We start from the raw sequence: 26,663 nt of genomic DNA, 5'->3' as shown, positions 1-26,663 counted from the left end.
CATGCGCACACGCCCGACCGCTCCGTTCCTGCTCGCGGCACTGGTGCTGCTCGCGTCGTGCGGCCCGTTGGTGCAGATCGGCGGCAACGATACACCGCCGGCAAGTTTGCTGACGCTGCGCGCTACCGCGACACCCGTCATCGCCGCACCGGCTGCCAAGCCTGCGACGGTGATGGTGGTGGTGCCGGCAGCGGCCGGCGCGTTGCAGACGTTGCGGGTGCCCGTCGCGGTCGGCGATGTCGAACTGCAATATCTGGTCGGTGCGACATGGTCCGAACAGCCCAACCGGCTGTTCCGCCGCGTGCTCGCCGACACCATCGTCGCGCGTGGGCTTATTGTCATCGATCCGCGTGGACCGTCACCGCGTGCCGACATGACGCTGTCAGGCACGCTCACCGAATTCGGACTTGATGTCCGCACACCGGACAACCCGCACGTCAATGTGCGCTACGACGCGGTGCTCAACAGCACCAACGGCACGCTGATCGCCGCGCGTCGCTTCGACGCCAGCGCACCGGTTGCCGGCAAATCACCGGCGGTGGTCGGCGCCGCGCTCAACGATGCCGCCAACCGCGTCGCCGGCGAGGTTGCCGACTGGGTGGCGACGGCGAAGAAGTGACGACGCCGGCGCGCTCAGCTCACGCTGCCGATTTCGAACCCGGCCGCTTCGCTGAAATATTGCGCCAGCTTGGCATCGAGCATCGCGATGGTTTCGGCGGCTTCGTGGTTTTCGATGCGGTCATAAAGTCCTGCGGCGATGGTTTCGAAATGCACGACGATATCGGCGTCGAAATGCGTTCCCGCGCCTTCGCGGATCAGTCCCATTGCGCGGTCGAACGAAAACGGCTCCTTGTACTTGCGCCGCGCACTTAGCGCATCGAAGACGTCGGCCACCGCAAAAATGCGCGCCAGCAGCGGAATGTCGAGGCCCGCCAGCCCGTTGGGATAACCCTTGCCGTCCCAGCGTTCGTGATGGAACGCCACGATATCGGTCGCGCCGGGGATCGTATGCAAGTCACCGACGATGCGCACGCCTTCGTTGACGTGGCCGCGCATGATGTCCATTTCCTCGGGCGTGAATTTGCCGGGCTTGCGCAGGATGGCATCGTCGATAGCGATCTTGCCCATGTCATGGAGCAGGCTGCCGGCGATCAGCGACCGCATCGGCGCCAGTTCGAGCTGCATCGCCTCGCCGATCGCAATCGCCACTAAAGTCGTGCGGTAGCAATGCTCACCGGTTTCGGAATCACGCCGCGAAATGGCGATACCCAGCGACTTGAGCAGGTTGATATAGGCAAATTCAACCTGCCGGACGAGATTGCTGTTGCGGTCGACCAGCGCGGCGACGGCGGGATAGGCCACCAGCCCCATCAGCCCGGCAAGGCCCATCGCCGCCAGTGCGGCGAAGACCGAAATCTGGTCGAGGCGAACCTGCTGCGCGTGTTCGATGACTTCGGTGAACTCGATCAGATTGCTGCTGCCTGCGGCAGCGGTCCTGGCGAAAGGCACTACGTGGAAACTCTGGATCGCGATACCGTGGTTGGCCAGTCGCATGGCCTGGTGCGTCGGCAAAGACGGCTTGGACGTGCCGGCACCGAGCGGGGCAACGAGCGCGAGCTGTTCTTCATGACGGTAGCGGCGTTCGAACACGATATGCCCGCTGCCGTCATAAATGCGCACCATGTCGAACGGGTGGTACTGCGTCGCATCGGATAGCGGTCCGGTCAAATCGACCAATGTCGCACCACCCGACGCTTGATGATGGCCGACCAAACCGTCGAGATATTCGAACGACACGTGCCCCATCGTGTACAGCAGCAGCGACTGCACCCCCGTATAGACACCGAGGCCGGCAATCAGCGCGAACAACAGGCTGATGACCGTCATTCGCCGGGCAATCCGTTGCTTCAGACTGGCGCCTTCCGCCATAGCACGTCCTCCCCGGAACGCCATGCGCGCCGGTCAGCGCGCTGTTTGAGCGTCAGCCCAGATGCTCGCGCATCCAGGCCCCGGCGTGGGAAATTGCCGTCTGCGCCGCGGTCAATTCGGTGGTAAAGAAATGCCAGACATGCGGCATCTGTGGCGCAATCATCAGCCGCACCGGCACGCGCGCCAGCCCGGCGCGTTCGGACAGCCGCAGCGCATCCGAAAGCAGGATTTCGTCCGACCCGACATGGATGAGCAGCGGCGCCAGACCCGACAGGTCGCCCTTGAGCGGTGATGCCAGCGGGTTGGCGCGGTCATCGCCGCAATATAGCCCCGCCAGCCGGTCGAGTTCCGGCTTCGAGCAGATGAGGTCGACATCGGCCATCTCGGTGTAGCTGTCGCCGCTCTGCGTCAGGTCGACCCAGGGGCTGATCGCGAACAGCCCCGCCGGCTGCGGCAGCCCCGCGGCCTTGATCGCCAGCGCCGTCGCCACTGTCAGCCCGCCGCCGGCCGAGTCACCGGCAATGATGATGCGTCCGGCCGCGATGCCGCTGTCGAGCAACGCGCGATACGCCGCCAGCGCGTCATCGACCGCCGCCGGAAAGCGTGCTTCGGGGGCGCGCCGGTAATCGAGGTTATAGCCGACCATCCAGCCGGCCTGCGCCAGCGCCGCGACCAGATGGCGGTGGCTGGCCGCCGAGCCGATGACATAGCCGCCGCCGTGCACATAAAGCAGCGCGGTATCCGCTGCCGCGCCTGGCGTGACGATTTTCTCCGCCGGCACGCCGCCCAGCGTAATGTTGGTCACCTCGGCCCCCGCCGGCAACGGATGCGACAGCCCCCATTGCTCGTACATCACCCGCATCTGGTCATCGGGCAGCGCCGGCCCGCCAGTCATGGCCCGCAGCATTTCGCGGACGGCTTCGATTTCGGACATTCGGCGCTCCCCAGGGCTTCAGACTTCAGATACACCCGACCATTGCGGGGCAAATGCGTTCAACGTAATTGAGCCGCTTGTTACCGCGATACAAGCGGATTTGAAACGGGGCCCCAGTGCAGCATCGCGGCGAGATTGACGGATTGCGCGCTATCTCGGTCGGCGGTGTCGTGCTGTTTCATGCCTGGCCCGGACTTCTGCCTGGCGGCTTCCTTGGCGTCGACGTGTTCTTTGTCATTTCGGGATTTCTGATCACCTCGCTGCTGGCCGCCGAGGCGACGACGAAGCGCATATCGATCACCGACTTCTACGAACGCCGCGCCCGCCGCATCGTCCCGGCGCTGGCGTTCGTCCTGCTGCTGACGACGCTGGGGGCGGTGGCGGTGATGCCGCCAAGCGAACTCGAAGCTTATGGCGCCAGCCTACGCGCCGCGGCGCTGTTCTATTCCAACGTGTTTTTCTATGGCGACATCGGCTATTTCGCCGCGGCGACAAAATACATGCCGCTGCTGCACATCTGGTCGCTTGCGGTCGAAGAGCAATTCTACATCGTCTGGCCGTTGCTGGTGCTGCTGCTGGTGGCAATGAAGCGCACGCGGCTGTTGCCGCTGGTGGTCGCACTCATCGTGCTCGCCTCGCTCGCCGCCGCTGTCTGGATGCAGAAGCGCTCACCCGCAGTGGGGTTCTATCTGACGCCGTTCCGGATGTGGGAGCTCGGCTTGGGTGCACTACTGGCGGTGACGCCACTGCCGGCGGCGCAGCGGTCGGCGGCACCGTTGCTGATCATAGGGCTGGCACTGATCCTCGGCTCGATGTTGTGGCTCGATGAGAGGCTGGCGTTGTACATGCCGACACCGCTGCCCGCCTGTCTCGGTGCGGCGTTGGTGCTTTATGCCACCACGCATGCCAAGCCACGCGCTGTGACGTTGCTGGCCAATGCGCCAATGCGGGCAATCGGGCGAGGCTCTTACTCGCTGTATCTTTGGCACTGGCCTGCGCTGGTTTTGCCGCGCATCGCGCTCGACCGCGGGCTGACGCCGCTGGAATCGGCTGCCGCAGTCGTGATTGCCGGGGCACTGACCTATGTTTCGCTACGCTTTGTCGAGGCGCCCTGGCGTGACCGTTGCCGCACGCCGATGACGCGTGCCAGACTGCTGACGCTTGCCGCCGCGGCCCTGCTGCTGGTCGCTTTGATTGGCACTGCGCTACAGTTCAGCGGCGGGCTTGTCGGGCACGCGGCGCCGGGCGTGGCGCGCATTCAGCCACTTGTCCATGACGACACCTCGAGTGCGGCGCGTTGCGCGGCGGGTGAAGCCACCGCGCAACCCGGCGCCTGGCGCGATTGCACCACCGACCCGGCAAGGGCGACCGCCGACGTGCTGTTGCTCGGCGACTCGCACGCCTATCACCTCGCGCCCGGCATCATGGCGGCGGCGGCCGGGCGCGGACTCAACGTCCGACAAGTCACCAAACATGGGTGCAGCCCGGTCTATCGCGGCGCCCCCGGTTCGGCTGACCTGTGCGCGCGTTTCAACCGTGCCGCCCTCGTCGAGGTCGCGCGCCATCCCGAACTGCGCGTCATCATCGTCAGCGGTCACTGGGCGGACAATCTTGAACGACGGGCCGCGTTGTTGGCTCGCGGCGGCACGCCCGATGCGGCGCAGATTGCCATGGCGCGCGATGGCCTGAACGCCGCGGTTGTTGCGCTTATCGCCGACCTCCGCCGCGCCGCGCCGAACGCCCGCGTTGTGCTGGTCGGCACTACGCCAGAATTCAGCGTGCGTATCGGCCGATGCATTGAACGTGCACGTTTTGCCGGCCGTGCCGATGCGGACTGCCTGGACAAGCCGATCAAGGACCAGCCCTGGGCCAGCCTGGGCGATGCAACGCTGGCCGATGTCGCCGCGGCCACCGGCAGCGCCATCTATCTGCCACGTCCGCTTTTCTGTGACGGCGCCAACTGTCGCGCCGGCAGCGTCGACAGCATCGATTTCCGCGACAATGACCATCTTTCCGCGGCCGGTTCGCAGCGTGTCGCCACCGGCTTGTTCACCGTGATCGACCCGTTGCTCGCGGCGCCTAGGCCGGGCGCGTAGTCGCCAGCGAGGCGCGGTCGGTCCAATGCTTGTGGAATGGCGCCAATGCCGGGGCGGCGGTGCGCCAGTCGGTATCGGGAAAGCGGAAATCGAGGTATTCGAGCGCCACAACCGCGCAAGCTTGCGCATAGCCGAAGCCGTCGCCCGCCACCTTCTCATAGGCCGCCAGCCGCGCCGGTAGCGCCAGTATGGCATTGTCGATCGCCGCACGCATGCGGTTCGCCCACATTGGCGACCGGTCGGTGCCGCCGGCCGCGGCTTCGAACCGCAGGCCGATGGCGGCGTCCAATATACCGTCGCATAGCGCTTCGATGGTCAGGGCCTGCCAATGCGCGTCGCCGGTGGCGGGAAGCAACGTCTGCTTCGGGTCGAGCGACAGCAGATACGCCGCAATCACCGGCGAATCGAAAATCGCCTGATGCGCTTCCGGCCCGGTGATCAGCGCAGGCACCTTGGTCAACGGGTTCGCCGCGCGCAGCGCCGGCGGATTTTCCATCGCTGCGGTTTCGACGAACGCGACCTCCAGCCCCAGTTCGGCAATGATGACGCGCAACTTGCGCGCATAAGGCGAGGTCGTCGAATAAAGCAGCTGCATCACGGTCTCCGAAGTTGAAGCGCCGACTATTTCGGGAAGTACGCGCGCAAGCAAGTGGGTGCAGGCGTCACGCCTGCCCGCCGGAGGCTCTTTAACCTTCCCCAATCCCCCGCTACGCTATCACCAAAGGGGACCCACATATGAAACTTCGCCTCGCCGCGCTGCTGCTCGCCTTCGCCGCGCCCGTGCTTGCCGCCGACATGCAGCCGACGCCGGCGCGCACCGCGGCGGAGGGCGCCGGCCCCTACCCGACGCTCGTCGTCCGCGGCGTCACCATCATCCAGGGCGACGGCGCGCCGCCGTATGGCCCCGCCGACATCGTCATTCAGGGCGACCGCATCACCGCGATCAACCCCGCCGGCACACCCGGCCTGCCGATGCGCCCCGACCGCAAGCCGCAGGGGGCAACGCGCGAGATCGACGCCACCGGCATGTTCGTGCTCCCCGGCTTTGTCGACATGCACGGCCACAACGGTGACCCGCAGAAATCCCCCGACCCGTCGTATGCCTACAAGCTGTGGCTGGCGCACGGCGTCACCACGGTGCGCAGCGTGCCAATGTTCGGCGATGATGTCGCGCACGCGCTGTCGGACAAGCGCCGTAGCGCCGCCAACCAGATCGCCGCACCGCACATCTACGCCTATCAGACGCTGGGCAGCGGCTGGGACAAGGGCGACGTCACCACCCCCGCGCAGGCCCGCGCCTGGGTGCAATGGGCGGCGAAACAAGGCGTCGACGGCGTCAAGTTCTTCAACCGCGGCGATGACAGCCCCGACGTCGAAAAGGCCGCGATTGCCGAGGCGAAGAAACTCGGCCTCGGCACCGTCGCGCACCTCAGCCAGCCCTATGTCGGGCAGTTCAACGCCCGCGACGCCGCCGCGGCCGGGCTTGGCACCGTCACGCATTTCTATGGCCATTTCGAAAGCCTGCTGAACGGCCGGACGCTGCAGGACAGCCCCGCCACCTACAACTTCAACGATGAACAGGCGCGCTTCGGCGGCATCGCCGAAATCTGGGACCAGATCGTTGAGCCCGGCTCGCCCGAATGGAAGGCGTATCTGGAGGCGCAAAAAGCCACCGGCGTCACCTTCGACCCGACGATGACGATCTACTCGGCATCACGCGACCTGATGCGCGCCCGCAACGCCGACTGGCAGGCCGAATACACGCTGCCCAGCCTGTGGGACTATTTCCAGTCGAACCGCGACAACCACGGCTCCTACTTCTTCGACTGGACCACCGCCAACGAAGTCGCCTGGCGCAATTTCTATAAACGCTACATGGCGCTGGTGAACGATTACAAGAACATGGGCGGCCGCGTCACCACCGGCTCGGACTCAGGCTTCATCTTCCAGATCTGGGGCTTCGGCTATATCCAGGAATTCGAGCTGCTGCAGGAAGCCGGCTTCTCGCCGCTCGAAGTCATCCGCTCCGCCACCATCGAAGGCGCCCGCACGCTCACCGACCCCAAGGGCGGCGCCCCCGACTTCGGCACTGTCCGCGTCGGCCAACGCGCCGACATCGTCATCGCCCCCGAAAACCCGCTGCAGAACTTCAAAACGCTCTACGGCACCGGCTTCCAACGCCTCAACCCGCAAACCAACCGGTTGGAGACCGTCGGCGGCATCCGCTACACGGTCAAGGACGGCATCGTCTACGACGCCCCCGCGCTCCTCGCCGAAATCCGCGCACAGGTGTCGGCGGAGAAGGCGGCACGGGGCGGGGCGGCGAAGTAGGGGGAAGTGAAGGGCCTCCGGCGGGCAGGCCTGAGGCCTGCACCCGATTGATTGCCCTCCCCTCAGCGCTTCGAGAACATCCGGCGCACGCGCAGGAAGCTGAATACCACCGAGGAGGCGATGCCGGTGAGGAAGGCCAGCCAGATCGGGGCGCCGAGCGCGAGGCCGCCCCAATAGACGGCGAGCTGGATCGCGAGGCCGGTGGTGGTGATGGCCGCGTAGTGGCCGAACTCGCGCCAGCTCGGCGGGGCCTTGGCGGCGAAGGTGAGCGAGCGGTTGAGCCACCAGGTGACGACGACGGCGATGACCAGCGTGAACGGCCGCGCGGCGTAGGGCGAGGCGCCGTGCGCGACGGCCTGGGTGAGTGCGAGATAGTCGAGCCCGGCGCCGACAACACCGACGACACCGAAGCGGCTGGCCTGGGTGAACCATTGGATGGCACGGGCGCGGGCGGGGTTTTGCGGCATGGCGCATGTTTATGGGTTGCGTGCGACAATTGCCAGCGGGCGGCACGGCTTGATAATGCGTCGCCGGCTCCATAGTGTTGCGCCATGAGCAATTTTGCACGACCGATGTTGCTGGGGGGCGAGTTCTTCCCCGACCATGACGCCAACAAGATGGCGAATGAGGGCGATGTCGTCGGGGCGCGGCAGCGGTTTCTGGCGAAGCGGCCGAACAATCTGCGCTATCTGCTCGAAAAGCGCTTCGGCTGGATGAACGACTATATCAAGCCCGGCATGAACGCGATCGAGCTCGGGTCGGGCGCCGGGTTCCTTGGGCTGTTTGTCGAGGCGCCGGTGGCGCTGTCCGATGTCGAGCCGCGGCCGTGGACGAGCCGAATTGTCGATGCGATGGCGATTGGCGAGCTGGGCGAGCAGTTCGACGTAGTGGTGTGCAGCCACATGATCCACCACCTCGCCAGCCCGATGGCGTTTTTCGACCAGCTGGCGAAGGCGGTGAAGCCCGGCGGCCGCGTGCTGATCAACGAAATTCATACCTCGCTCAGCATGCGCTTTCTGCTGTGGCTGATGAAGCACGAGGGCTGGTCGTATGATGTTGACGTGTTCGACCCCAGCGCCGTCGCCAATGACCCGCGCGATCCGTGGAGCGCCAATTGCGCCATCCCGCAGCTGCTGTGGCACGACCGCAAGGCGTTTGCGGCCGCGGTGCCGCAGTTCGTCATCGAACGCTATGAGCTCAACGAATGCCTGGTGTTCCCGCTGTCGGGCGGGGTGATCGCCAAGACCAAGACCATCAACCTGCCCGATCCGCTGCTGAAGGCCGTCGACTGGGTGGACAGCGTGCTGATCAAGCTGGCGCCCGAGACCTTCGCGATGGCGAGCCGGTTGGTGTTGCGGCGGGTGGAAGGCCAATAGAGCCTCCGGCGGGCAGGCTTGAGGCCTGCACCCGATTGTTTAGCGTTCTTCAAATGGGTGCAGGCCTCAGGCCTGCCCGCCGGAGGCTCTTCTACTTGAAAAGCCACTTCAACCGTTCACCCCACGACACCCGCGCCACCACCGGCGCGAGGCCGTGCGGCCTTGGCGCCGGATGCGCGGCGTAGCGGGCGCTGAGCGCGGCAACCTGGCTTGGCGGAATCCGGCGGTCGCGGTCGAGGCGGTACGGGTGGCTTGGCCATTTCGAAAAGGCGGACTGCCAATATTCGAAGGTCTTGAGGTCGTTGGGGGTGCCCCAGCCGAGGTAGTGGTCGATTTCGAACAGCCGCACGTCGAGCCCGGCGGCGAGGGCGTCGGTGACCAGGCTGTCGACGTAAAACTCGCCGTTGACACGGCCGCCCCGCGCCACCAGCGCGGCGGCGGCGGTGCTGAAATCGGCGGCGCGGCGGAAGCTGAAGGCGCCGACGATCATCGGCGCGGTGGCGGGGTCTTCGGGGGCCTGCTTGACGCGGACGCCGGTGACGTTGCCGGCGTCATCGGTATCGACCCAGCCGAAATTGGTCGGCCGCAGCTTGCCATCGGCATGGCCGCGTACCACCCAGACGAGCATGTCGGCGCCACCGGTCTGCATCGCAGCTTCGAACTTCGCCGGGTCGTAGAGCATGGCGTTGTCGCAGGCGCCGATGGTCAGCGGTGCGTTGGGGTCGAGCGCTTCGACGCCGAGCTGGCAGGTCACCGCCTGGCCCTCGGTGCCTTCATCAAGCACCAGCGTCGAGGTGCCGATGAACGAGGTGCGGAGTTTGCGGAGCAGCGCGTCGAGCATCGGCAGGTCGCGGCGCACGACAAAGCGCGTCACCGGCGCGTCGGGCAGGTCGCGCGTCGCCTGGATGACCATCGGGCGGCCCGACACCGGAATCAACGGCTTGGTCAGCGTGTAGCCTGCGTCGGCAAAGCGCTTGCCATAGCCCGCCATCGGCACCAGCACCGCACCCGACTGGCGCGCGCGGCGGGCTTCATCGAACGCCAGCCGGCGGAAGGCGCGCGACCAGCCGAGATATTCTGCGAGGTCATCGGGGGTGCCCCATTGCATGAAGTGCTGCAACTCATACACCGCGACCTTGAGGCCGCGCGCCGCCATGACCTTGTAGGCGAGGCTGACGTAGAATTCGTTGTTGACGCGCAGTTCTTCGGCAACCTGCGCGTCGAGCATCTCGAGCGCACGCGCGCCGCTGTCGAAATAGTAGCCGCCGCTCGACGCGTATTCGGACATGGGGTCGTCGGTCCAGGCCTGCTTTTCCTGAATGTCGGTGAGCCAGCCGCCGGTTTCCTTGATGAAGGCGTAGCTGTTGCCGTGCAGGCTGTGCGGGTGGAAGCCGCGGTAGGCCGGCACCGCGCCGGCGCAGGCGGTTTCGCGCACGAACGCCTTGAAATCGGCCCAGTCCCAGACGCAACTGAAGTCGCAATAGTTGATGAACACCGGCTTGGCGGGGTCGATGTATTGGCGCGCCTGCAGCACCGCCCAGACCGGGCCGTGGCGGTGCGGCTCGATGGCGACGATGCGGCCTTTCGGGCACAGCCGGCGCAAGGTTTCGGCCATCGCATAGGCGGGCTCTTCGAGATGGTAGCGGTTGCAGATAAAAATGAAGTCGGTTTCGCCCGGGAACAGATCGATGACATGGCCGATGATCGGCTTGCCATCGACGGGGATCAGCGGCTTGGGCACGTCATAGCCGGCGCGGCGGAATCGCTCGCCAAAGCCCGACATGGGGATGATGATCTGCATCAGCGGGCCTGCGCCTGTTGCAGCCGCCACGCCTCGGCATCCCAGTTGAGCAGCGCGTCGACAGCGCCGTCGGGCAGCCCGGTGACGGTGGCATCGAGCGGCAGGCGGCGTGCGACTTCGACAAGCCCGGCGATCACGGCATCGGCGCTCGGTGTACGGTTTCGGCGCGCGAAGGCGCCGACACCGGGGGCGAGGATCAGCGCGGGCAGTACGCCGGTCGCGGCATGGACACGCGCCGCGCAGGTGACCAGCGCTTCGCCGGGCTGGAGCACCGGCACCGCGCCGCCGACGAACACGACCTGGTCGGGGAATAGCGGCGCGGCGGCAAATATGGCCGTCAGCCGTGCGTCGAGCGCCAGCCCGTCGGCGGCAACGTGGCGTTCATGGTCGGCGTCGCCGGCGCCTGCCGGGGCTTCGGGCAGTGTTGCCACCGGCAGCGCCAGTCGCGCCTCGACATCGCGCAGCAGCGCTTCGGCGGCTTGCGGTGTGTCAGCGCCGACGACGATACCGTGGTTGGCGAGCAGCAGCACATCGGCGAGCGTGTCGGCGAGCACCTGAGCAATCGCGGCGGCAAGTGGCGCACCAGGGCGGTGGTAGGGCACCCACGCCCAGCGCAGATGCCCGTCGAGCGCTTTCGCCGCACGCGCCGCACCATCGGCGAGCACGCTGACCGCCATCGCATTGACCGCGTGCGCGTGCAGAACTGCGGCGTGCGGCAGCAGCGCGTGCAGCGCGGTTTCGATTGACGGGCGCAACGCTGCATCGCTGCCGGGCAGTCGTGCGGCGGTGAAATCCTCGACTTCGCCGCGTGCTACCGCCGCATGCACCGCCGCCAGCGACAGCCCGGTGAAGATCGGCCGTTCAAGCGCCTGCGCCAGCCAGACGCCCGACGCCTTGACCCACAGCTCGTCGCCAAACTTGACCGAGCTGTTGCCGCCCGGCCCCTGCACCAGCAACGGATCGGCGCCGATGCGCGCCGACACCGCCGCCAGTTCGTCGAGCGCCGTCATAGCGACGTGCGGGCAAACAGGCGGCGCAGCGCCGCGAAATCGCTGAAGCTGGCATCAACCGCCGGGTGGCTGACCGCGCCGCGATCGACCTTGAGCAAGGTCACCGCGTCGATCGCCGCCTTTGCGCCAACCATGTCGCCGTCGATCGAATCGCCGATGAACCACACCGGGCCTTCGACGCCGCCGAGTTTCGCCAGCGCCAGTTCGAAACCCAATGCCGCCGGCTTGTCGGCACCGCTTTCTTCGGAGGTCACCAGCCAATCAACCATCTTATCGATGCCGAGCAGGATCATCTTGCGTAGCTGGATCTGCGCGGTCAGGTCGGTGACAATGACCGCCGGCACGCCGGCAATGCGCAAGTCATCGAGGAAATCGAGCGCGTGCGGAAACAGCACGGCGGCGTCGAGATAGGCACGCCAGAATGCTTGCTCAAGCTGCAGTACCGCGAACGGCTGGCTGGCAAAACCGGCGCGTTCGATGGTGCGCTGGAAATACAGCAGCCGGCTATGCGACGCCGCGACCGGCCCCAGCCGCGCCTTCAACTCGGCACGTGCATCGTTGAAACACTGCATGAAATCGGCGGCCGAAATACCGTGCAGGCTGTACGCCAGTTCGGCGGCGGCGGCCATGCCGGCGGCGTTGCAGGGCGCGTAGGCGTAGAGCGTATTGTCGAGGTCGAGCAGCACTGCAGCCGGCCGCTGCGCGAACAAATCAGCGTTATGGAGTTTCATGCCATGCCTCCCCGGCGGCGGCGCGCGCGGTCGAATTCAGTGAGCAATATCAGTTGCATCACGCCCGACAGCCCCGGTTGCCAACGCGGTTCGGCAGAAAGCAACCAGTCCATGTCGGGCGCGATGCGGCGTGCGGCGGCGGCGATATCCGCGGCGGTCGGTTCACCCTCCACCAGCAGCCGCAGCCGACCGTCGTCATCGGCGCTTTCGATGACGCGGATGCCCGACAGCGATGCCAGCAGGCGTGCTGCGCGGTCGAAATTGCGCCCTGGCGCCAGCGTCACCACCAGCCGCAGCATCGATGCATCGATAGCGACCGCCGGATCGGCGACCGCCGACGGGTGGCGCGGTTCGAGCCGGAAAATGACATCGGCGGCGGCGGCCTGTGGCGCGATGAAACGCGCGCCATCTGCCGCACGCCGCTCGATCGATTCAAGCACGCGTTCGGGGGCGTGGCCGCGTTGGTTGACATCGCGGCGCAGTTTGAGGAAACGCCGCAGCCCTTCGTCCATGTCCATATAGACGCGCACGTCGAAGCGGGTGTTGAGCGACGGCGACCACAAGGCGTGCAGCCCCGACACCGCGAGCAATTCGCGGGGGTGCAAGGTCGCCAGCTCGCCGGTGCGACCCGAGCCATGGTCGTAGTGGCGCGCGCGCACCGGCTTGGCATCCGCGAGGTCGGCAGCGTGCGCGGCAAAGCCCTCGAGGTCGTTCGCCATCGGATTGAGGTGCGTCATCGCCCGCCACATCGGCTTGTGGCGGTCCCAGCTGTGATAGTCGTCCCCCGACAGCCGCGTCACCGAGGTTTCGCCGAACATCGCCGCGAGCGCATCTACCAGCGTGTCCTTGCCGGTGCCGCTGTCACCCGCCACCGCGATGGCGAGCGGCGTGCGCGTTGCCCGGTAGAACGGCGAGCCGAGGATGCCGCGCCGCGCCATCTGCACCGCCAGCGCCGCGCCCGCTGCGAGCATCAGCGTCATCAATGCCGAGGGCAGCCGTTCGGCGTCCTGCGCGACCAGCGGCGACGACAGATCGATGCCGGCGAATGCTGCACCTGTCGACACCGTCAAATGCAACGCGACGAACGCCAGCGTGAACGCCCAGAACAGCAGTTGCCCTGTTGTCCCCGAGCGTGCCGTGTGCAGCGCGATGAATGGCAGCGCCCACAGCGCCCAGCCCGGCGAGGCGGGGGTCAGCAGCACCACCGCCATGAAGGCGATGCCGATGAAGCTCCACAGCAAGTCGAAATCGAGCCGGCGCACGCGCCACGCCCAATACAGCAACCCCAGATAGGCGAGCGGCAGCACATAGACGTAGAGCCACGGCCCGATCGGCACCGCGAGGCTGAACGTTTTGGCGGTTTCGGGGGTCAGCAACACCATGGCGCGGAACCCCGGCAGCACCAGCACCGGCAGCCACAGCAGCGCGAACGCCAGTGCCGCACCGCCGATTGCCGCCAGCGCAAAGCGCCGCTGGCGCGCGCGGCCAAGATAGAACAATGCAATGAACGGTGCCGCCAGCCCCATGCTGAACTTCGCCGCGACCGCGCTGCCGAGCCACGCGCCGCTGGCGCTGTGACGGTGCTGCACCAGCGCCGCGAGCGCTGCGACGAGCAGCAGCACCGGCAATATATCAAGCTGGCCGTGCCAATAGCCGACGTAGAGCGCCACCGGCGACAGCCAGAACAGCAATTGCGCGCGCGTGGCGTCCTTGCCCGCGATCCGCCCCAGCTGCCCCAGCAGCGCAACCTCGAGCAACAGCACCGTCAGCCCGAGCCCGAGATGCGCGCCCGCCAACCCAGCTACCGCGCCGCCGAGATCGGTCAACGGTGCATAGGCGATGAGGTAAGGCAGGCCATAGGGGAACGCGACCCTGTCGCCGCCAACCGCCATAAACCCGCCCCAGGGGTCGGCGAAATGCCCCGGCACATTAGCCAGAAACGGCACGAACCAGCGCGCATGTGTCCATGGCAGCGCCAGCGCAATCAGCGCCAGCCGCAGCACCACCCCGAGGCCGAACAGCACGCGGTGGTGACGGGTCAGGCCCATAGGTCGGGCCTTTTGGTGCACACGGCGGCGATGTCGAACCCGGCGACTTGCGCTTTCATCGCGGCGATGCCGGTTTCCGCGTCGCGGCCCTGCAGTTCGGGCGAGACGAGGCACAGCTTGAAGCCGGCACCGGTTAGCCGCGCGGCGTCCGCGGCGGTCAACGGGAAGCGCGTGAAGCAATCGACCCAGACCCAGTCGATCTGCCCCGCCAAGGTCAGCGCGGTATCGATGCTTTCAAATTCGGAAACGCGTACCGCGCAGCGCCGTTCGCCGCTGCGCGCGGTGCGGATGAGGAACGGGAACGACTGGTCGAGGAAGAAGAAGCGGGTGATGCCATGTGCCGCCATCAGCGCCAGCAGCCGCGTTTCCAGCCCCTCTTCCTTGACGTTGAGGATCAGCGTGCCGTGCGCGTAATGCCCCAGCCACGCCTCGAAATCTTCACCCTCGACGAACGCATCATGGTGGATGACTAGCCGCTCGCCCCAGCTGCGCACGTCCATTTCGATGCCGTAGTGGCGCGGCGTCGCCAGCAGCTCGGCGACGGTGTTGCGGCGGTGCGCGATGAGCTCCATCCCCGGGCTTGTCATCAATGCGCCCCGCTTGCCAGGTCGCGCCGCAGCCGGAAGCTGAAATCGAGCGTGCGCTTGATGAACTTCAGCTTCGCGCGCCAGTTGATGTTCCAGTGCGACTGGCCGTGCAGGCGGGCGCTGAACAGCACCGAAAAACGTGCCACTTTCAGCCCGTCATAACGCGCCAGTGCAAAGGCGTAGGTATCGAGCGCGAAGTCGTGCGGCGGGTTCTTCCAGCCCGCAAAAAAGTCGCGGTGGAACAGCGTCGGCTGCGCGTTGACATCGGTCAGCCGGCGCCCGAACAGGACGGTTTCGAACACGCTCATCCCGAAGGTGAATACCGTATCGCCCAGCGGCCGGCCATGGCGCGCGCCCTTGACGAACAGTTTCGCCGGTGCGGCATCGTCGCAGAACAGCGCCAGCCCGGTCAGCACATCCATGACGTCGGTCTGCAAGTCAGCATGCGTCCAGCCGATGACGTCGCCGGTCGCCGCACGCAGCCCCGACAATATGCCGAAGCCATAGCCCTGGTTGACCGGCACCCGCACGCTCGACACGCGGTCGCGGCCGGCGAGCGCGCGCGCCAGCACGGCGGGACTGTCGTCGGTCGAGCCGTTGTCGACGAGGATGACGTCGATTGCCGGCTCGGCAGCGGTGAGTTCGGCGCAGCGCGCCACCAGCGCCGGTAGCGACGCCGCTTCATTGTAGCAGGGAATGACCAGAGTGAGCCGCATGGCGTGGTTCTAGCGCGGCGCGGCGCACGGGCGATAAACAAAAATGCTGCCCACCCCTTGCTGCGGCGCAAATTGCGCGACCGGCGTCGCCCCCGCCAGCGGCTTGGCGCGCACGACATAGTCAAACGGCAGCTGCGCGCAGATGCTGCGCAACGTCGCCAGATCGGCGTTTTCGACAAAGCCGTGCTGGCCATGGTTCAGCCCGATGACCCAGGTCCGGTACCATGGCCGGATATCGGTTTCGGCGAACGGATAGTCGAGCGACGCCACTACCGACCGGCGCCCGATCAGCCGCATGCGCTGCGGCGTCAGCACGCGGCCATAGGCGAGCCCGGTGGGGAACTGTTCGACCAAAAAACGCGCATCGGGCGCGGTATTATCGCGCGCCCATTGATAGACTTGGTGACTGTTCGCTGCGGTCGGCATCACCAATTCGTCGCGGCGCGCGCGCGCGTTGGGCAGCGCCAGCGCCACCATAACGAGCGCCAGCGCCGGCCACAGCCAGCTAGGCAACGGCCGGCCGTGCCATGGCAGCCAGCCGGCGACGGCCGCGAGCAGCAACAGCAGCGCCGGCTTTATCGCCCCTGCCCCCGCATGTGCCGCCAGCGGCCCCGCCGCGACAAACGCAAGCGCCAGCAGCACTAGCGCCAGCCAGTGGCCGTGGCGCCAGTGGTCGGCGGCACTGACGGCAATGACCAGCAGCAGCAGCGGCGCGGCGATGATGACGGTGCGGAACGGGATCAAATCGACCACCAGCCGCACCGGCCACAGCTCGACAAACACGAAACCAGCGATGCAAATGGCGGCATAAAGCGCCAGTACCGCGAGCAGCAGCGCCGGCCGCGGTAACTGGCTGCGGATGCGCGCTGCCATCACCAGCACGGCCAGCGTCCCGACACCGACGCCGAGCACCCCCGAGCGCCCGAAGCGGCCGACCAGAAAGTCGCCGGGGTGGCGCTCCTGGACGAGGATGTGGACATATTCGGCCGTCGGCAGCCGCAGCCCGTGCGGCGTCAGCAACAAATACTGCGCACCGAACGCCACCGCGAAAACCAGCCCGGCGAGCAGCGTCGCGGGCTGGCGGAACACCGCGCGACGCTCGGCGGCGGTGTAATCAAAGAAGAATATCGCCGCGATCATCAGCCCGGCATGCACCGACACCAGCGGCTGCAGCAGGCACGCCAGCGTCATCAGCCACAGTGTCGCCGCTGCCCGACGTTCAAGGAAACACGTCCACGCATAGGTCGCTGCCAGCACCGCGAACATCGCCGTCGAGGCATCGCCCCACAGCCACGACCAGCCGAGCATCTTGGGCAGCGCGAACGCGCCCAGCGTGCCGAGCGCGACACCGAGCAGCGCCACCAGCCGGTCACCGCTCCAGGCGCGGAAGAAGCCGAACAAGACGAACGGCCACAGCAGGTGCCGCAGCACCGTCAGCCCGGCAAGCAGCACCGTGTAATGCACCCCCGTCCAGCGCGACAACGTGCCGATGACGACCGCTTGCGGCGTATCGACGCCGAATTTGACGGTGGTGTTCGTGTAGAAATCATTAGGCAAAAAGCCCGGGTCGAGCCAGCGCTCGAACGCCGGATAGCCGTCAAGCGCCGGCCACGCCCAAACCTGCAAGCTCTGCGCCATGAAAAGCAGCGCACAGGCGAACAGCAGCAGCAGCACCTGCCACTGGTTTGGATAGGATGACGCGGGTTCGCGCAACGCTCCGGCCCTCCTGTCTGCGCCCGTTGGCGTTGAAGCTTGCCCGCCACGAACTGTCAAGCGTAGGCACGATTAAGAGCCTCCGGCGGGCAGGGGCTTGCCCCTGCACCCAGCAAATTATGACGGCGCACCAGGACCAGCGTTGCGCATGACAGCGCGGCCCAAACACATGGGTGCAGGCCTCAGGCCTGCCCGCCGGAGGCTCTTCCCATCACTGGCGCTTCAAGCATCGCCGCCACCGCCCGCGCCGCGTGTGCGAGCGTCGCATCGGCCTGCCACATCGGGTGCGGGCGCGAGCGGTCGGCGAGTTCGGCTTCGCGTGCCGACAGCAGCGCGCCGAGTGTGGCGCCGAGGAAGACGAAGCGCTGGTTTTTCAGCTTGGCGGGCATGTCGGGCATCAGCCGGCGCAGATGGTCGAGACAGCGCTGGTAACCGACGTTCCACCGGCCTTCGAGCGCGTCCATGAAGAACGCCCGCTGCGACAGGCTGAGCAGCAGGACGAAGCGGTTGAAGCTCTCGTCGCCCGGTGCGAGGTCGGGATCGATCGAGGTGCGGATCATGCCATCGACGATTTCGTGGACACTGTGCGGGCCGCCGGCGGCTTCGCAGGCGTCGAGCCAGGCGCAGCGCCGTTCGTCGATCGCACGCGCCCCGTCGATGATCAGCTCGCGGATCAGCGCTTCCTTCGATCCGAAATGATAACCGACCGCGGCATGGTTCTTCTGCCCGGCATGTTCGGCAATCTGGCGCACGGTGACGCCATCGGGGCCGCGCTCGGCGAACAGTCGCAGCGCCACCGCCTTGAGGTGTTCGGCGGCATCGCTGCGGGGTTTTGCGGCAGGTCGCGACATTGTCTTGCAAATAGCCTTGACTCCACCTTACGTCAAACGCATTATCCATCTGGATAAAAATATCGGGGAGGATGACGCGCGCCATGATCGAAGGTGTCGACCAGGCAGCACTGACCGCGTGGATGGACCGGCAGGGGCTGGGCAGCGGCGCTATCGAGGACGCAACGCCGCTCGCCGGTGGCACGCAGAACATCCTGCTGCGCTTCATCCGTTCGGGCCGCAGCTATGTGCTGCGCCGCCCGCCGCCGCACCTGCGCGCCAATTCGAACGAGACGATGCGGCGTGAAGCCCGCGTTCTGGCCGCACTGGCAGGCAGCGATGTGCCGCACCCCGGCCTGATCGCCGCCTGCCCCGAAGAGGACGTCATCGGCGCATCCTTCTACCTGATGGAACCGGTCGACGGATTTGCCGCGCCGAACGGCCTACCACCGTTGCACCTGACCGCATCGGTCCAGCACCGCATGGGGTTGTCGATGGTCGAGGCGATCGCGGCACTCGGCGCGGTCGATTACCTTGCAGTCGGGCTCGACGGCTTCGGCAAGACCGAAAACTATCTCGGCCGGCAGGTGGCGCGCTGGCAGGCACAGCTAGCCAGCTATGCCGAAATGCCGGGCTGGACCGGCCCGGACGAAATCCCCGGCGTCGCGCGCGTTGCCGACTGGCTGAGCGCCAACGTGCCGTCCGATTTCCGCCCCGGCATCATCCACGGCGACTTCCACCTTGGCAACGTCATGTTCCGCCACGACAGCGGCGACCTTGCCGCGGTGGTCGATTGGGAACTCTGCACGATCGGCGATCCGCGGCTCGACCTCGGCTGGATGCTCGCCACCTGGCCCGAAGGCGACACGCCGCACCCTACCGATGTCGCCGTCACGCCGTGGGTCGGCTTCCCGACCGCGAGCGAACTCGTCGCGCATTACGCCGCGCGGACCGACCGCGACCTCTCCTCGATCGGCTGGTTCGTCGTGCTCGCCTGCTACAAGCTCGGCATCATCCTGGAGGGCACGCACGCCCGCGCCTGCGCCGGCAAGGCGCCGCGCGCCACCGGCGACAAGCTTCACGCCCACACCGTCGCGCTGTTCGAGCGCGCGCTACGCCGAATCGGCTGATTTGAAGAAAGGACCATCATGACCAGCGATACAGATTTCACCGGCAAGACCGTGCTCGTCGTCGGCGGCTCGAGCGGCATCGGCAACGGCATCGCGCATGGCTTTGCCCAGCGCGGCGCCAAGGTCCATGTCTGGGGCACCAAGCCGACGGCCGCCGATTATGACCCCGCCGATGGCTCGGACCTGGCGGGGCTGGGCTACACCTGCGTCGATGTCGGCGACCCTGACGCCATCGAAGCCGCCGCACTTCCCTTCAAGACGCTCGACGTACTGGTGTTGTGCCAGGGCACCGTCGTCTACCGCCGCGGCGAGTTCGAGCGGCCCGGCTGGGACCGCGTCATGGCGGTCAACCTCGACAGCCTGATGCACTGCGGCCGCAAGTTCCACGCGCAGTTGGCGGCCACGCAGGGCTCGATCATCATCGTCAGCTCGATTTCAGGGCTCAAGGCCAATGTCGGCAACCCGGCCTATGCCGCATCGAAGTCCGGCGCGATCAGCCTGACCAAAACGCTTGGCCAAGCCTGGGCGAAGGACGGCATCCGCGTCAACGGCCTCGCGCCGGGGCTGGTCGATACCAAGCTAACCAAGGTCACAACCGAGCACCCGCAACGCCGCGAAGGCGCGCTGCGCGCCATCCCGCAGGCCCGCATGGGCACGCCCGCCGACATGGCCGGTGCTGCGATTTTCCTCGCTTCACCGCTCGCGTCGTACGTCACCGGTCACACGCTGATCGTCGACGGCGGGCTGTCGCTCTAAACTCAAGGACACCCGATGAATTTTGAACACTCAGAGAAGGTCAAGGCGCTGATCGCCAAGCTCGAGACCTTCATGGACGAGCACATCTATCCGAACGAGGAAGCGCATCACGACTGGGTCGTCGATCCCGCCAATCTGTGGAAGCCGTGGCCGAAGATCGAGGAACTCAAGGCGCTGGCGCGCAAGGAGGACCTGTGGAACCTGTTCCTGCCGCACGAATATGGCGCGTGGAGCCCCGGGCTCACCAATCTAGAATACGCCCCGCTAGCCGAAATCATGGGCCGTGCGCCGTGGTCGTCGGAAGTCTTCAACTGCGCCGCGCCCGACACCGGCAACATGGAAGTGCTGGCAAAGTACGGCTCGCCCGAACAGCAGCAGCAGTGGCTTAAGCCGCTGCTCGCCGGCGAAATCCGCTCGGCCTATGTGATGACCGAGCCGCAGGTTGCCTCGTCCGATGCCACCAACATCGAATTGACCATCCTGCGCGACGGCGACGATTATGTCCTCAACGGCCGCAAATGGTGGATTTCGGGGGTCATGGACCCGCGTTGCAGCCTGTTGCTGGTCATGGGCAAGACCTTGCTCGACAACCCGCGCCACCGTCAGCATTCGACGATCATCGTGCCGGCGAACACGCCCGGCGTGACCATCGTCCGCAACCTCACGGTGTTCGGGTCGAAGAACTCGCCGGGCGGCGAAGCCGAAATGCGCTTCGAAAACGTCCGCGTGCCGGCCGGCAATCTCATCCTCGGCGAAGGTCGCGGCTTTGAAATCGCGCAGGGCCGTCTCGGGCCGGGCCGCATCCACCACTGCATGCGCTCGATCGGCCAAGCGCAGCGCGCGCTCGAGATCATGGCGCGCCGCGTCGAAAACCGTGTCGCCTTCGGCAAGAAGCTGTCAGACCAGGGTAGCATCCGCCAGGATGTCGCCAAGTCGTTCTGCGAGATCGAAATGGCGCGGCTGCTGACCTTCAAGGCCGCCGACCAGATGGACCACTTCGGCAATGTCGTCGCCAAGGACCTGATTGCCGCGATCAAGGTGGTGGCACCGCAAATGGCGCAGACTGTCACCGACCGCGCCATCCAGGCGCACGGCGGCATGGGCGTCAGCGATGACACCGTCGTCGCGGGCTTCTTCACGCTGAACCGCTTCCTGCGGCTCGCCGATGGTCCCGACGAGGTGCACATGTCGCAACTCGGCAAGCAGAAGATCCGCGAATATAATGCGATGAACGCGCGCTAGACGCGTCATCCTTGGGGAGGGCGTCATGGGTTGGGTGAGCAGCGGTGACCGCACGTTAAGCGCGGCGGAATTCAATGACCGTGTCGCACGTGCGGCCACCGTGCTTGCCGAACTCGGTGCCCAGAAGGGCGACGGCGTTGCGCTGTATCTGCGCAACGACCTCGCCTTCTTCGAGGCGAGCTTCGGCGCCGGGCTGCTCGGCGTCTACCCCGTGCCGGTCAACTGGCACTACACGCCAGACGAGGCGGGCTATCTGCTGCGCGACAGCGGCGTCAAGCTGCTGCTCATCCACGCCGACCTGCTGCCGCCGATTGCCGCCGCCATCCCCGCAGGTCTCAAGGTCGTGGTGGTGGCGACGCCGCCCGAAATCCAGTCGGCGTACGGGGTATCGGGCGATCTGCCGCCGGGGCTGCCGGTGTGGCACGAGCTGCTCGACAAGGCCGCGCCCTGGGCGCACGAGCCCGAAGTCGCACCGAGCACGATCATCTACACATCGGGCACCACCGGCCGCCCCAAGGGCGTCTGGCGCGACACCTTCACGCCCGAACAGGCGGCAGCCACGACGCGGATGCTCGGCTGGTCTTACGGCTATACCGACTATCTCGAAGGCCGGCGCGACCCCGCCGAAATCGTCACCGCGGTCATCGGGCCGGTCTATCATGCCGCGCCGAACGCGCATTCGGGGTTTTCGATCCGCGCCGGCGCCAATGTCATCATCGTGCCGCGCTTTGATGCCGAGGGTCTGCTCAAGCTGATCGAGGAAAAGCGCATCACCCACCTCAACATGGTGCCGATCATGTTCAACCGGCTGCTGCGGCTGCCCGCCGAGGTGCGCAACAAATACGACCTGAGCTCGCTGCGTTATGTCACCCACGCCGCCGCGCCCTGCCCGCCGCCGGTAAAGCGCGCAATGATCGAATGGTGGGGACCGGTGATCAACGAATATTACGGCTCGACCGAAATGGGCAATGTCACCAACCTGACGTCGGAAGAATGGCTCGCGCACCCCGGCTCGGTCGGCCGCGTCATGCCCGGCATAGATGTCCGCGTCGTCGATGAAGCCGGCAACGACGTGCCCGCCGGCACCATCGGCGAAGTCATCGGCCGCGGCCGCAATGCCGCCGATTTCACCTATCGCAATGCCTCCGAAAAGCGCGCCGCGATGGAAAAGGCCGGGCTGATCACGCCGGGCGATGTCGGCTATTTCGACGCTGACGGCTTTCTGTATCTATGCGACCGCAAGAACGACATGATCATCTCGGGCGGCGCCAACATCTACCCCGCCGAAATCGAGGCCGAGCTGCACAAGATGCCCGGCGTCGCCGACTGCGCGGTGTTCGGCATCCCCGACGAGGAATTCGGCGAAAGCGTCATGGCGGTGGTGCAGCCGATGCCCGGCGTAACGCTCGATGCGGAGGCGCTGCGCGCCGAGCTGCGCCGCGGGCTCGCAGGCTTCAAGGTGCCGCGCCGCATCGATTTCGCCGGCGAGCTGCCGCGCGAGGATTCGGGCAAGATTTTCAAGCGCAAGCTGCGCGCGCCATTCTGGGAAGGCCGGGAGAGCAAGATATGAGCGAAACCATCCTCGAACCCGCATTGCCGATCGTCGATCCGCACCACCATCTGTGGGACTGGCGCATGCGGCTGGCGCACCTGCCGCCGCAGACGCACCCGTTCGACGCGATCTTGCGCCAGAGTCCGCGCTACCTGCTCGACGAGCTGCTCGCCGACACCGGGTCGGGGCATAACGTCATCGCCACGGTGTTCGTCCAGTGCGGCGCCTTCTACCGTGCCAGCGGGCCCGACGCGCTGAAACCCGTCGGTGAAACCGAATTCGTCAACGGCGTCGCTGCCATGTCGGCGAGCGGCGTCTATGGCGCGACGCGCGCGTGCGCCGGCATCGTCGGCCATGCCGATCTCGGGCTCGGCGACGGCGTTGCGGCGGTGCTCGACGCGCACATCGCGGCGGGCAACGGGCGCTTCCGCGGCATCCGCCACATGATGGCACATGACCCCGACCCGGTTGTGCTTGGGCCGCTGGCACATGCCGCTCCTGACCTCACCACCGACCCCAATGTCCGCAAGGCCGTCGGCCATTTCGCGGCGCGCAAGCTGTCGCTCGACCTTTGGGTCGTCGAACCGCAATTGCCCGGCGCTGCCGATCTGGCGCGCGCCTTCCCCGATGTCGCGATGGTCGTCGATCATGTCGGCACGCCGCTGGGCTTGGGCAAATACGCCGGCCGCCGCGACGAACGCTTCGCCACTTGGACTGCGAGCATCCGCGCACTCGCCGCCTGCCCGAACGTCATGATGAAGCTCGGCGGGTTGGCAATGCCGTTCGTCGGCTTTGAAGGCATGGGCCCCGATGTGCGCCCGTCGTCAAGCACACTCGCCGAACTGTGGCGCCCCTACATTGAAACCTGCATCGAGGCCTTCGGCGCCGACCGCTGCATGTTCGAAAGCAACTTCCCCGTCGATCGCTGGGGCGCCGATTACCCGACGCTGTGGAACGCCTTCAAGCGCATCACCGCCGGCGCATCGGCATCCGAAAAGGCCGCGCTCTACGCCGGCAGCGCGTCCAAATTCTACCGGCTGGAGATCTGACCCATGAAGGCGCTGCGCTACTTCGGCGAACGCGATATCCGTTTCGACAGCATGGACGACCCGCGCCTCGAATCCGACCGCGACGCGATTATCCAGATGGATGCCTGCTCGATCTGCGGCAGCGACCTGCACATCTATCACGGCCACGGTTTTTCCGAAGATGTCGGCTTCTGCGTCGGCCATGAAGCCGTCGGCGAAGTCGTCGAGATCGGCCGCGGCGTCAACCGCCTCAAGGTCGGCGACAAGGTGATGATGCCCGCCGCCGTCGGCTGCGGCGCCTGCCGGTCGTGCCTGTCGGGCAATGTCATCGGCTGCGAAACCAACGGCGGCGGCTGCTACGGGCTGTCGGCGAAGCTGCAGGGCGTGCAGGCCGAAGCCTTCCGCGTCCCCGCCGCCGATGCCAATGCCGTCAAGATTCCCGAAGGCATCAGCCGCGACCAGGCACTGATGATGACCGACGCGCTCGCCACCGCCTGGTTCGGCGCGCGCAATGCCGATATCCGCCCTGGTAGCAGCGTCGCGGTCATCGGGCTCGGCCCGATTGGCCTCATGGCAGTCGACAGCGCCTTCGTCATGGGCGCCGGCGTCGTCTTCGCCATCGATCCGATCGCCGAACGCCGCGCATTGGCGGCAGAGTCAGGCGCCATCGCGCTGTCACCCGACGAAGCGCTCGAACACATCCGCGAAGTCACCCACGGCCGCAAGGTCGATTGCGTCATCGAAGCCGTCGGCCATGACGCCACCGTCGATCTGGCGCTGCGGCTGGTGACGCGGCGCGGCACCGTGTCGGTCATCGGCGTCCAGCAGTCGCGGCGCTTTGCCTTCCCGCTCGAACGCGCCTTTGCCGCCGGGCTCACGTTCCGCATCGGCACCTGCTCGGTCCCCGAAGAATGGCCGGCGATGATCCCGCTGGTGCAATCGGGCCGCCTCAGACCCGAACGCTATATAAGCCATACGCTGCCGCTGAGCGCCGGTAGCGACGCCTATGCGGCGTTCGATAGCAGGGCGGCGGGGGCGCTGAAGATGGTGCTGACACCCTAGAGGTTGAGGGCCTCCGGCGGGCAGGCCTCAGGCCTGCACCATAGGATCGCGTGGGCGCAACATAGAGCGGCAACAGCTGTGGGGGCACCGCCCCCAAACTATTGGTGCAGGCCTGAGGCCTGCCCGCCGGAGGCCCTTAACCCCTAATCGCGCAACAGCTCGTTAATCGCCGTCTTCGCGCGCGTCTGTGCATCGACGCGCTTGACGATGACCGCGCATGACAGGTGCGGACCGAGCGTGCCGTCGGGCAGCGGCTTGCCTGGCATCGAGCCGGGGACGACGACCGAATAGGCCGGGACGCGGCCAACGAAGATTTCGCCAGTGTTGCGGTCGATGATCTTGGTGGTTGATGACAGGAAGACGCCCATCGATAGCACCGCGCCGCGTTCGACATGGACGCCTTCGACGACTTCGGAGCGCGCGCCGATGAAGCAATCGTCCTCGATGATGACCGGGGCGGCCTGCAGCGGTTCGAGCACGCCGCCGATGCCGACGCCGCCCGATAAATGGACGTTAGCGCCGATCTGCGCGCAGCTGCCGACGGTCGCCCAGGTGTCGATCATGGTGTTTTCACCGATGTTGGCACCGATGTTGACGAAGCACGGCATCAGCACGGCGCCGGGCGCGACAAAAGCGCCGCGGCGGACGATGCTGCCCGGCACGGCGCGGAAGCCGGCTTTGCGGAAGTCCTTGGCGTTCCAGTTCAGGAACTTCGACGGCACCTTGTCCCACCAGTGCGCGCCACCGGGACCGCCGGCGATCATTTCCATGTCGTTGAGGCGGAACGACAGCAGCACGGCTTTCTTGATCCATTCGTGCACCACCCAGCCATGGTCGTGGCCGGTGGCGACGCTCAGCGTGCCTTCGTCGAGGCGTTCGATGATGGCCTCGACGGCCCCGCGCACCCTGCCGCCGGTGGTTGCGGAAAGCGTTTCGCGCTCTTCCCAGGCGGCTTCGATGATCGGCTGCATTGCGGTCATGCGTTGGTCTCCAGTGTCGCGACAACGGCGTGCAGCCAGTCGCTCAGGTCAGATATTTCGAAATCTATGAACTGCGCAAGGTCGGTGCCCGGGCCCTGTTCGGAGCCGTTGTTGATCCACACGGTTGTCATGCCGATTGCGTGCGCCGGTGGCAAGTTGCGCGCCATGTCTTCGGCAAACAGCGCGCGCTTCGGGTCTATGGCATAGGCGTCGCACAGCCCGGCATAGGCGCGCGGGTCGGGCTTGGGCAGGTAGCCGGTGGCGTGGATGTCGTGGATGACTTCGAAGGCGTGCGCGAGGCCGAGCCGGTCGAGCACGCGCGCCGCATAGGGAATGTCGGCGTTGGTGAACACCAGCTTGCGGCCCGGCAGTGCGGCAATCGATTCGACCAGCCGCGCGTCATGTTCGATCAGCGACACGTCGATATTGTGGACGAAATCGAGGAAGTGGTGCGGGTCGACGGCGTGTTCGTCCATCAGCCCGCGTAAAGTCATGCCGTGGCTGTGGAAGTAATTCTTCTGCACCACCCGCGCCGCTTCGGCGTCAACGCCGAGCAAGTCGCTGATATAGCGCCCCATTTTGACATCGATCTGCGCGAACAAATTGCTCCGCGCCGGGTACAGCGTGTTGTCGAGATCGAAGATCCACGTATCGATATGGCCGAGCCGGTGCATGGTCTGCGGTCTTAGCCGCGCGCACCGGCGCTGTCACCGCGTGAAAACCCCTAGTTTCAAATGGCACCAATCCAATAATTGGGTGCAGGCCTTAGGCCTGCCCGCCGGACGCCCTTCCATCCCCATCCCGTCCCGCA

24 protein-coding genes are annotated in these 26,663 nt (G+C 66.4%); 10 read left to right on the top strand and 14 right to left on the bottom strand.

Annotated features, from left to right (window positions below):
• The first annotated feature begins 1 nt into the window (after position 1).
• Positions 2–619, top strand: coding sequence for an ABC-type transport auxiliary lipoprotein family protein (locus tag EUV02_RS13675; RefSeq protein ID WP_135246840.1), 618 nt, complete (start codon positions 2–4; stop codon positions 617–619).
• A gap of 14 nt (positions 620–633) precedes the next feature.
• On the opposite strand, the gene EUV02_RS13670 is transcribed toward EUV02_RS13675, so the two are convergent.
• Together EUV02_RS13670 and EUV02_RS13665 are read right to left on the bottom strand one after the other, a co-directional pair.
• Positions 634–1,887, bottom strand: coding sequence for an HD-GYP domain-containing protein (locus EUV02_RS13670; RefSeq protein WP_166430631.1), 1,254 nt, complete (start codon positions 1,885–1,887; stop codon positions 634–636).
• A 94-nt stretch (positions 1,888–1,981) separates the two neighbouring features.
• The gene (locus tag EUV02_RS13665; protein WP_135246838.1) at positions 1,982–2,863 is read right to left on the bottom strand and encodes an alpha/beta hydrolase; all 882 of its coding nucleotides are present in this window, start codon (positions 2,861–2,863) and stop codon (positions 1,982–1,984) included.
• Positions 2,864–2,979: 116 nt separating this feature from the next.
• On the opposite strand from EUV02_RS13665, the gene EUV02_RS13660 reads away from it, so the two are divergent.
• A complete protein-coding gene (locus EUV02_RS13660; RefSeq protein WP_135246837.1) occupies positions 2,980–4,959 on the top strand; it encodes an acyltransferase family protein in 1,980 nt (659 codons plus the stop codon).
• Here EUV02_RS13660 and EUV02_RS13655 read toward each other — a convergent pair.
• Positions 4,943–5,554 carry a glutathione S-transferase N-terminal domain-containing protein gene (locus tag EUV02_RS13655; RefSeq protein ID WP_135246836.1) on the bottom strand — a complete coding sequence of 204 codons (612 nt, stop codon included), beginning with the start codon at positions 5,552–5,554 and terminating at the stop codon, positions 4,943–4,945. The two genes, EUV02_RS13660 and EUV02_RS13655, sit on opposite strands and share 17 nt — an antisense overlap.
• A 140-nt stretch (positions 5,555–5,694) precedes the next feature.
• Here EUV02_RS13655 and EUV02_RS13650 point away from each other — a divergent pair, with 140 nt between their 5' ends.
• Positions 5,695–7,290 carry an amidohydrolase family protein gene (locus EUV02_RS13650; protein ID WP_135246835.1) on the top strand — a complete coding sequence of 532 codons (1,596 nt, stop codon included), beginning with the start codon at positions 5,695–5,697 and terminating at the stop codon, positions 7,288–7,290.
• Positions 7,291–7,352: 62 nt separating this feature from the next.
• Here EUV02_RS13650 and EUV02_RS13645 read toward each other — a convergent pair whose 3' ends face one another.
• Positions 7,353–7,757 (bottom strand): GtrA family protein, encoded by a 405-nt coding sequence (locus tag EUV02_RS13645; RefSeq protein ID WP_135246834.1) that lies wholly within the window; start codon positions 7,755–7,757, stop codon positions 7,353–7,355.
• Between the two features lie 84 nt (positions 7,758–7,841).
• Between EUV02_RS13645 and EUV02_RS13640 the strand changes: the two genes are divergently transcribed.
• Positions 7,842–8,666: a class I SAM-dependent methyltransferase gene (locus EUV02_RS13640; protein WP_135246833.1), complete on the top strand. Its 825-nt coding sequence runs from the start codon at positions 7,842–7,844 to the stop codon at positions 8,664–8,666.
• A 91-nt stretch (positions 8,667–8,757) separates the two neighbouring features.
• Here EUV02_RS13640 and EUV02_RS13635 read toward each other — a convergent pair whose 3' ends face one another.
• From EUV02_RS13635 to EUV02_RS13600, 8 genes are all read right to left on the bottom strand, one after another.
• Positions 8,758–10,497 carry an NTP transferase domain-containing protein gene (locus EUV02_RS13635; protein WP_207790193.1) on the bottom strand — a complete coding sequence of 580 codons (1,740 nt, stop codon included), beginning with the start codon at positions 10,495–10,497 and terminating at the stop codon, positions 8,758–8,760.
• Positions 10,467–11,477 carry a class II aldolase/adducin family protein gene (locus EUV02_RS13630; RefSeq protein WP_135246832.1) on the bottom strand — a complete coding sequence of 337 codons (1,011 nt, stop codon included), beginning with the start codon at positions 11,475–11,477 and terminating at the stop codon, positions 10,467–10,469. Before EUV02_RS13630 ends, EUV02_RS13635 begins: the two co-directional genes overlap by 31 nt.
• Entirely contained in the window at positions 11,474–12,208 is a 735-nt protein-coding gene (locus tag EUV02_RS13625; RefSeq protein WP_135246831.1) for an HAD family hydrolase, read from the bottom strand. Before EUV02_RS13625 ends, EUV02_RS13630 begins: the two co-directional genes overlap by 4 nt.
• Entirely contained in the window at positions 12,205–14,256 is a 2,052-nt protein-coding gene (locus EUV02_RS13620) for a phosphoribulokinase/uridine kinase (protein ID WP_135246830.1), read from the bottom strand. The genes EUV02_RS13625 and EUV02_RS13620 overlap by 4 nt, the downstream gene beginning before the upstream one ends.
• Positions 14,247–14,843, bottom strand: a complete 597-nt coding sequence (locus tag EUV02_RS13615) for a phosphatidylinositol-specific phospholipase C/glycerophosphodiester phosphodiesterase family protein (protein WP_207790192.1) — start codon at positions 14,841–14,843, stop codon at positions 14,247–14,249. Before EUV02_RS13615 ends, EUV02_RS13620 begins: the two co-directional genes overlap by 10 nt.
• Positions 14,843–15,559, bottom strand: a complete 717-nt coding sequence (locus EUV02_RS13610; RefSeq protein ID WP_135246829.1) for a glycosyltransferase family 2 protein — start codon at positions 15,557–15,559, stop codon at positions 14,843–14,845. Before EUV02_RS13610 ends, EUV02_RS13615 begins: the two co-directional genes overlap by 1 nt.
• A 9-nt stretch (positions 15,560–15,568) precedes the next feature.
• Positions 15,569–17,272 carry a hypothetical protein gene (locus tag EUV02_RS13605; protein ID WP_135246828.1) on the bottom strand — a complete coding sequence of 568 codons (1,704 nt, stop codon included), beginning with the start codon at positions 17,270–17,272 and terminating at the stop codon, positions 15,569–15,571.
• A 182-nt stretch (positions 17,273–17,454) separates the two neighbouring features.
• Complete coding sequence (locus EUV02_RS13600) at positions 17,455–18,123, bottom strand: TetR/AcrR family transcriptional regulator (protein WP_135246827.1); 669 nt, start codon at positions 18,121–18,123, stop codon at positions 17,455–17,457.
• 71 nt (positions 18,124–18,194) lie between these two features.
• Here EUV02_RS13600 and EUV02_RS13595 point away from each other — a divergent pair, with 71 nt between their 5' ends.
• From EUV02_RS13595 to EUV02_RS13570, 6 genes are read left to right on the top strand one after another with little or no spacing between them, the layout of a single operon-like run.
• The gene (locus tag EUV02_RS13595) at positions 18,195–19,232 is read left to right on the top strand and encodes a phosphotransferase family protein (RefSeq protein ID WP_243445914.1); all 1,038 of its coding nucleotides are present in this window, start codon (positions 18,195–18,197) and stop codon (positions 19,230–19,232) included.
• An 18-nt stretch (positions 19,233–19,250) separates the two neighbouring features.
• The gene (locus EUV02_RS13590) at positions 19,251–19,988 is read left to right on the top strand and encodes an SDR family NAD(P)-dependent oxidoreductase (RefSeq protein ID WP_135246826.1); all 738 of its coding nucleotides are present in this window, start codon (positions 19,251–19,253) and stop codon (positions 19,986–19,988) included.
• A gap of 15 nt (positions 19,989–20,003) precedes the next feature.
• Positions 20,004–21,230: an acyl-CoA dehydrogenase family protein gene (locus EUV02_RS13585; protein WP_135246825.1), complete on the top strand. Its 1,227-nt coding sequence runs from the start codon at positions 20,004–20,006 to the stop codon at positions 21,228–21,230.
• A gap of 25 nt (positions 21,231–21,255) precedes the next feature.
• On the top strand, positions 21,256–22,800 hold the full coding sequence (locus EUV02_RS13580; protein ID WP_135246824.1) for an acyl-CoA synthetase: 1,545 nt from the start codon (positions 21,256–21,258) through the stop codon (positions 22,798–22,800).
• Complete coding sequence (locus EUV02_RS13575; RefSeq protein WP_135246823.1) at positions 22,797–23,831, top strand: amidohydrolase family protein; 1,035 nt, start codon at positions 22,797–22,799, stop codon at positions 23,829–23,831. Before EUV02_RS13580 ends, EUV02_RS13575 begins: the two co-directional genes overlap by 4 nt.
• A 3-nt stretch (positions 23,832–23,834) precedes the next feature.
• Positions 23,835–24,872, top strand: coding sequence for an alcohol dehydrogenase family protein (locus EUV02_RS13570; protein ID WP_135246822.1), 1,038 nt, complete (start codon positions 23,835–23,837; stop codon positions 24,870–24,872).
• Positions 24,873–25,015: 143 nt separating this feature from the next.
• Here the strand turns inward: EUV02_RS13570 and dapD are convergent, their stop codons facing one another.
• Entirely contained in the window at positions 25,016–25,852 is an 837-nt protein-coding gene (gene dapD / locus EUV02_RS13565; protein WP_135246821.1) for a 2,3,4,5-tetrahydropyridine-2,6-dicarboxylate N-succinyltransferase, read from the bottom strand.
• A complete protein-coding gene (locus EUV02_RS13560; protein WP_135246820.1) occupies positions 25,849–26,526 on the bottom strand; it encodes a pyrimidine 5'-nucleotidase in 678 nt (225 codons plus the stop codon). The genes dapD and EUV02_RS13560 overlap by 4 nt, the downstream gene beginning before the upstream one ends.
• Between the last annotated feature and the right edge of the window lie 137 nt (positions 26,527–26,663).

The organism is Glacieibacterium arshaanense (assembly GCF_004681125.1).
Classification (GTDB): domain Bacteria; phylum Pseudomonadota; class Alphaproteobacteria; order Sphingomonadales; family Sphingomonadaceae; genus Polymorphobacter_A; species Polymorphobacter_A arshaanense.
The sequence above is the reverse complement of the archived record's forward strand: the minus strand, read 5'-3'. Positions and strand labels throughout refer to the sequence as shown.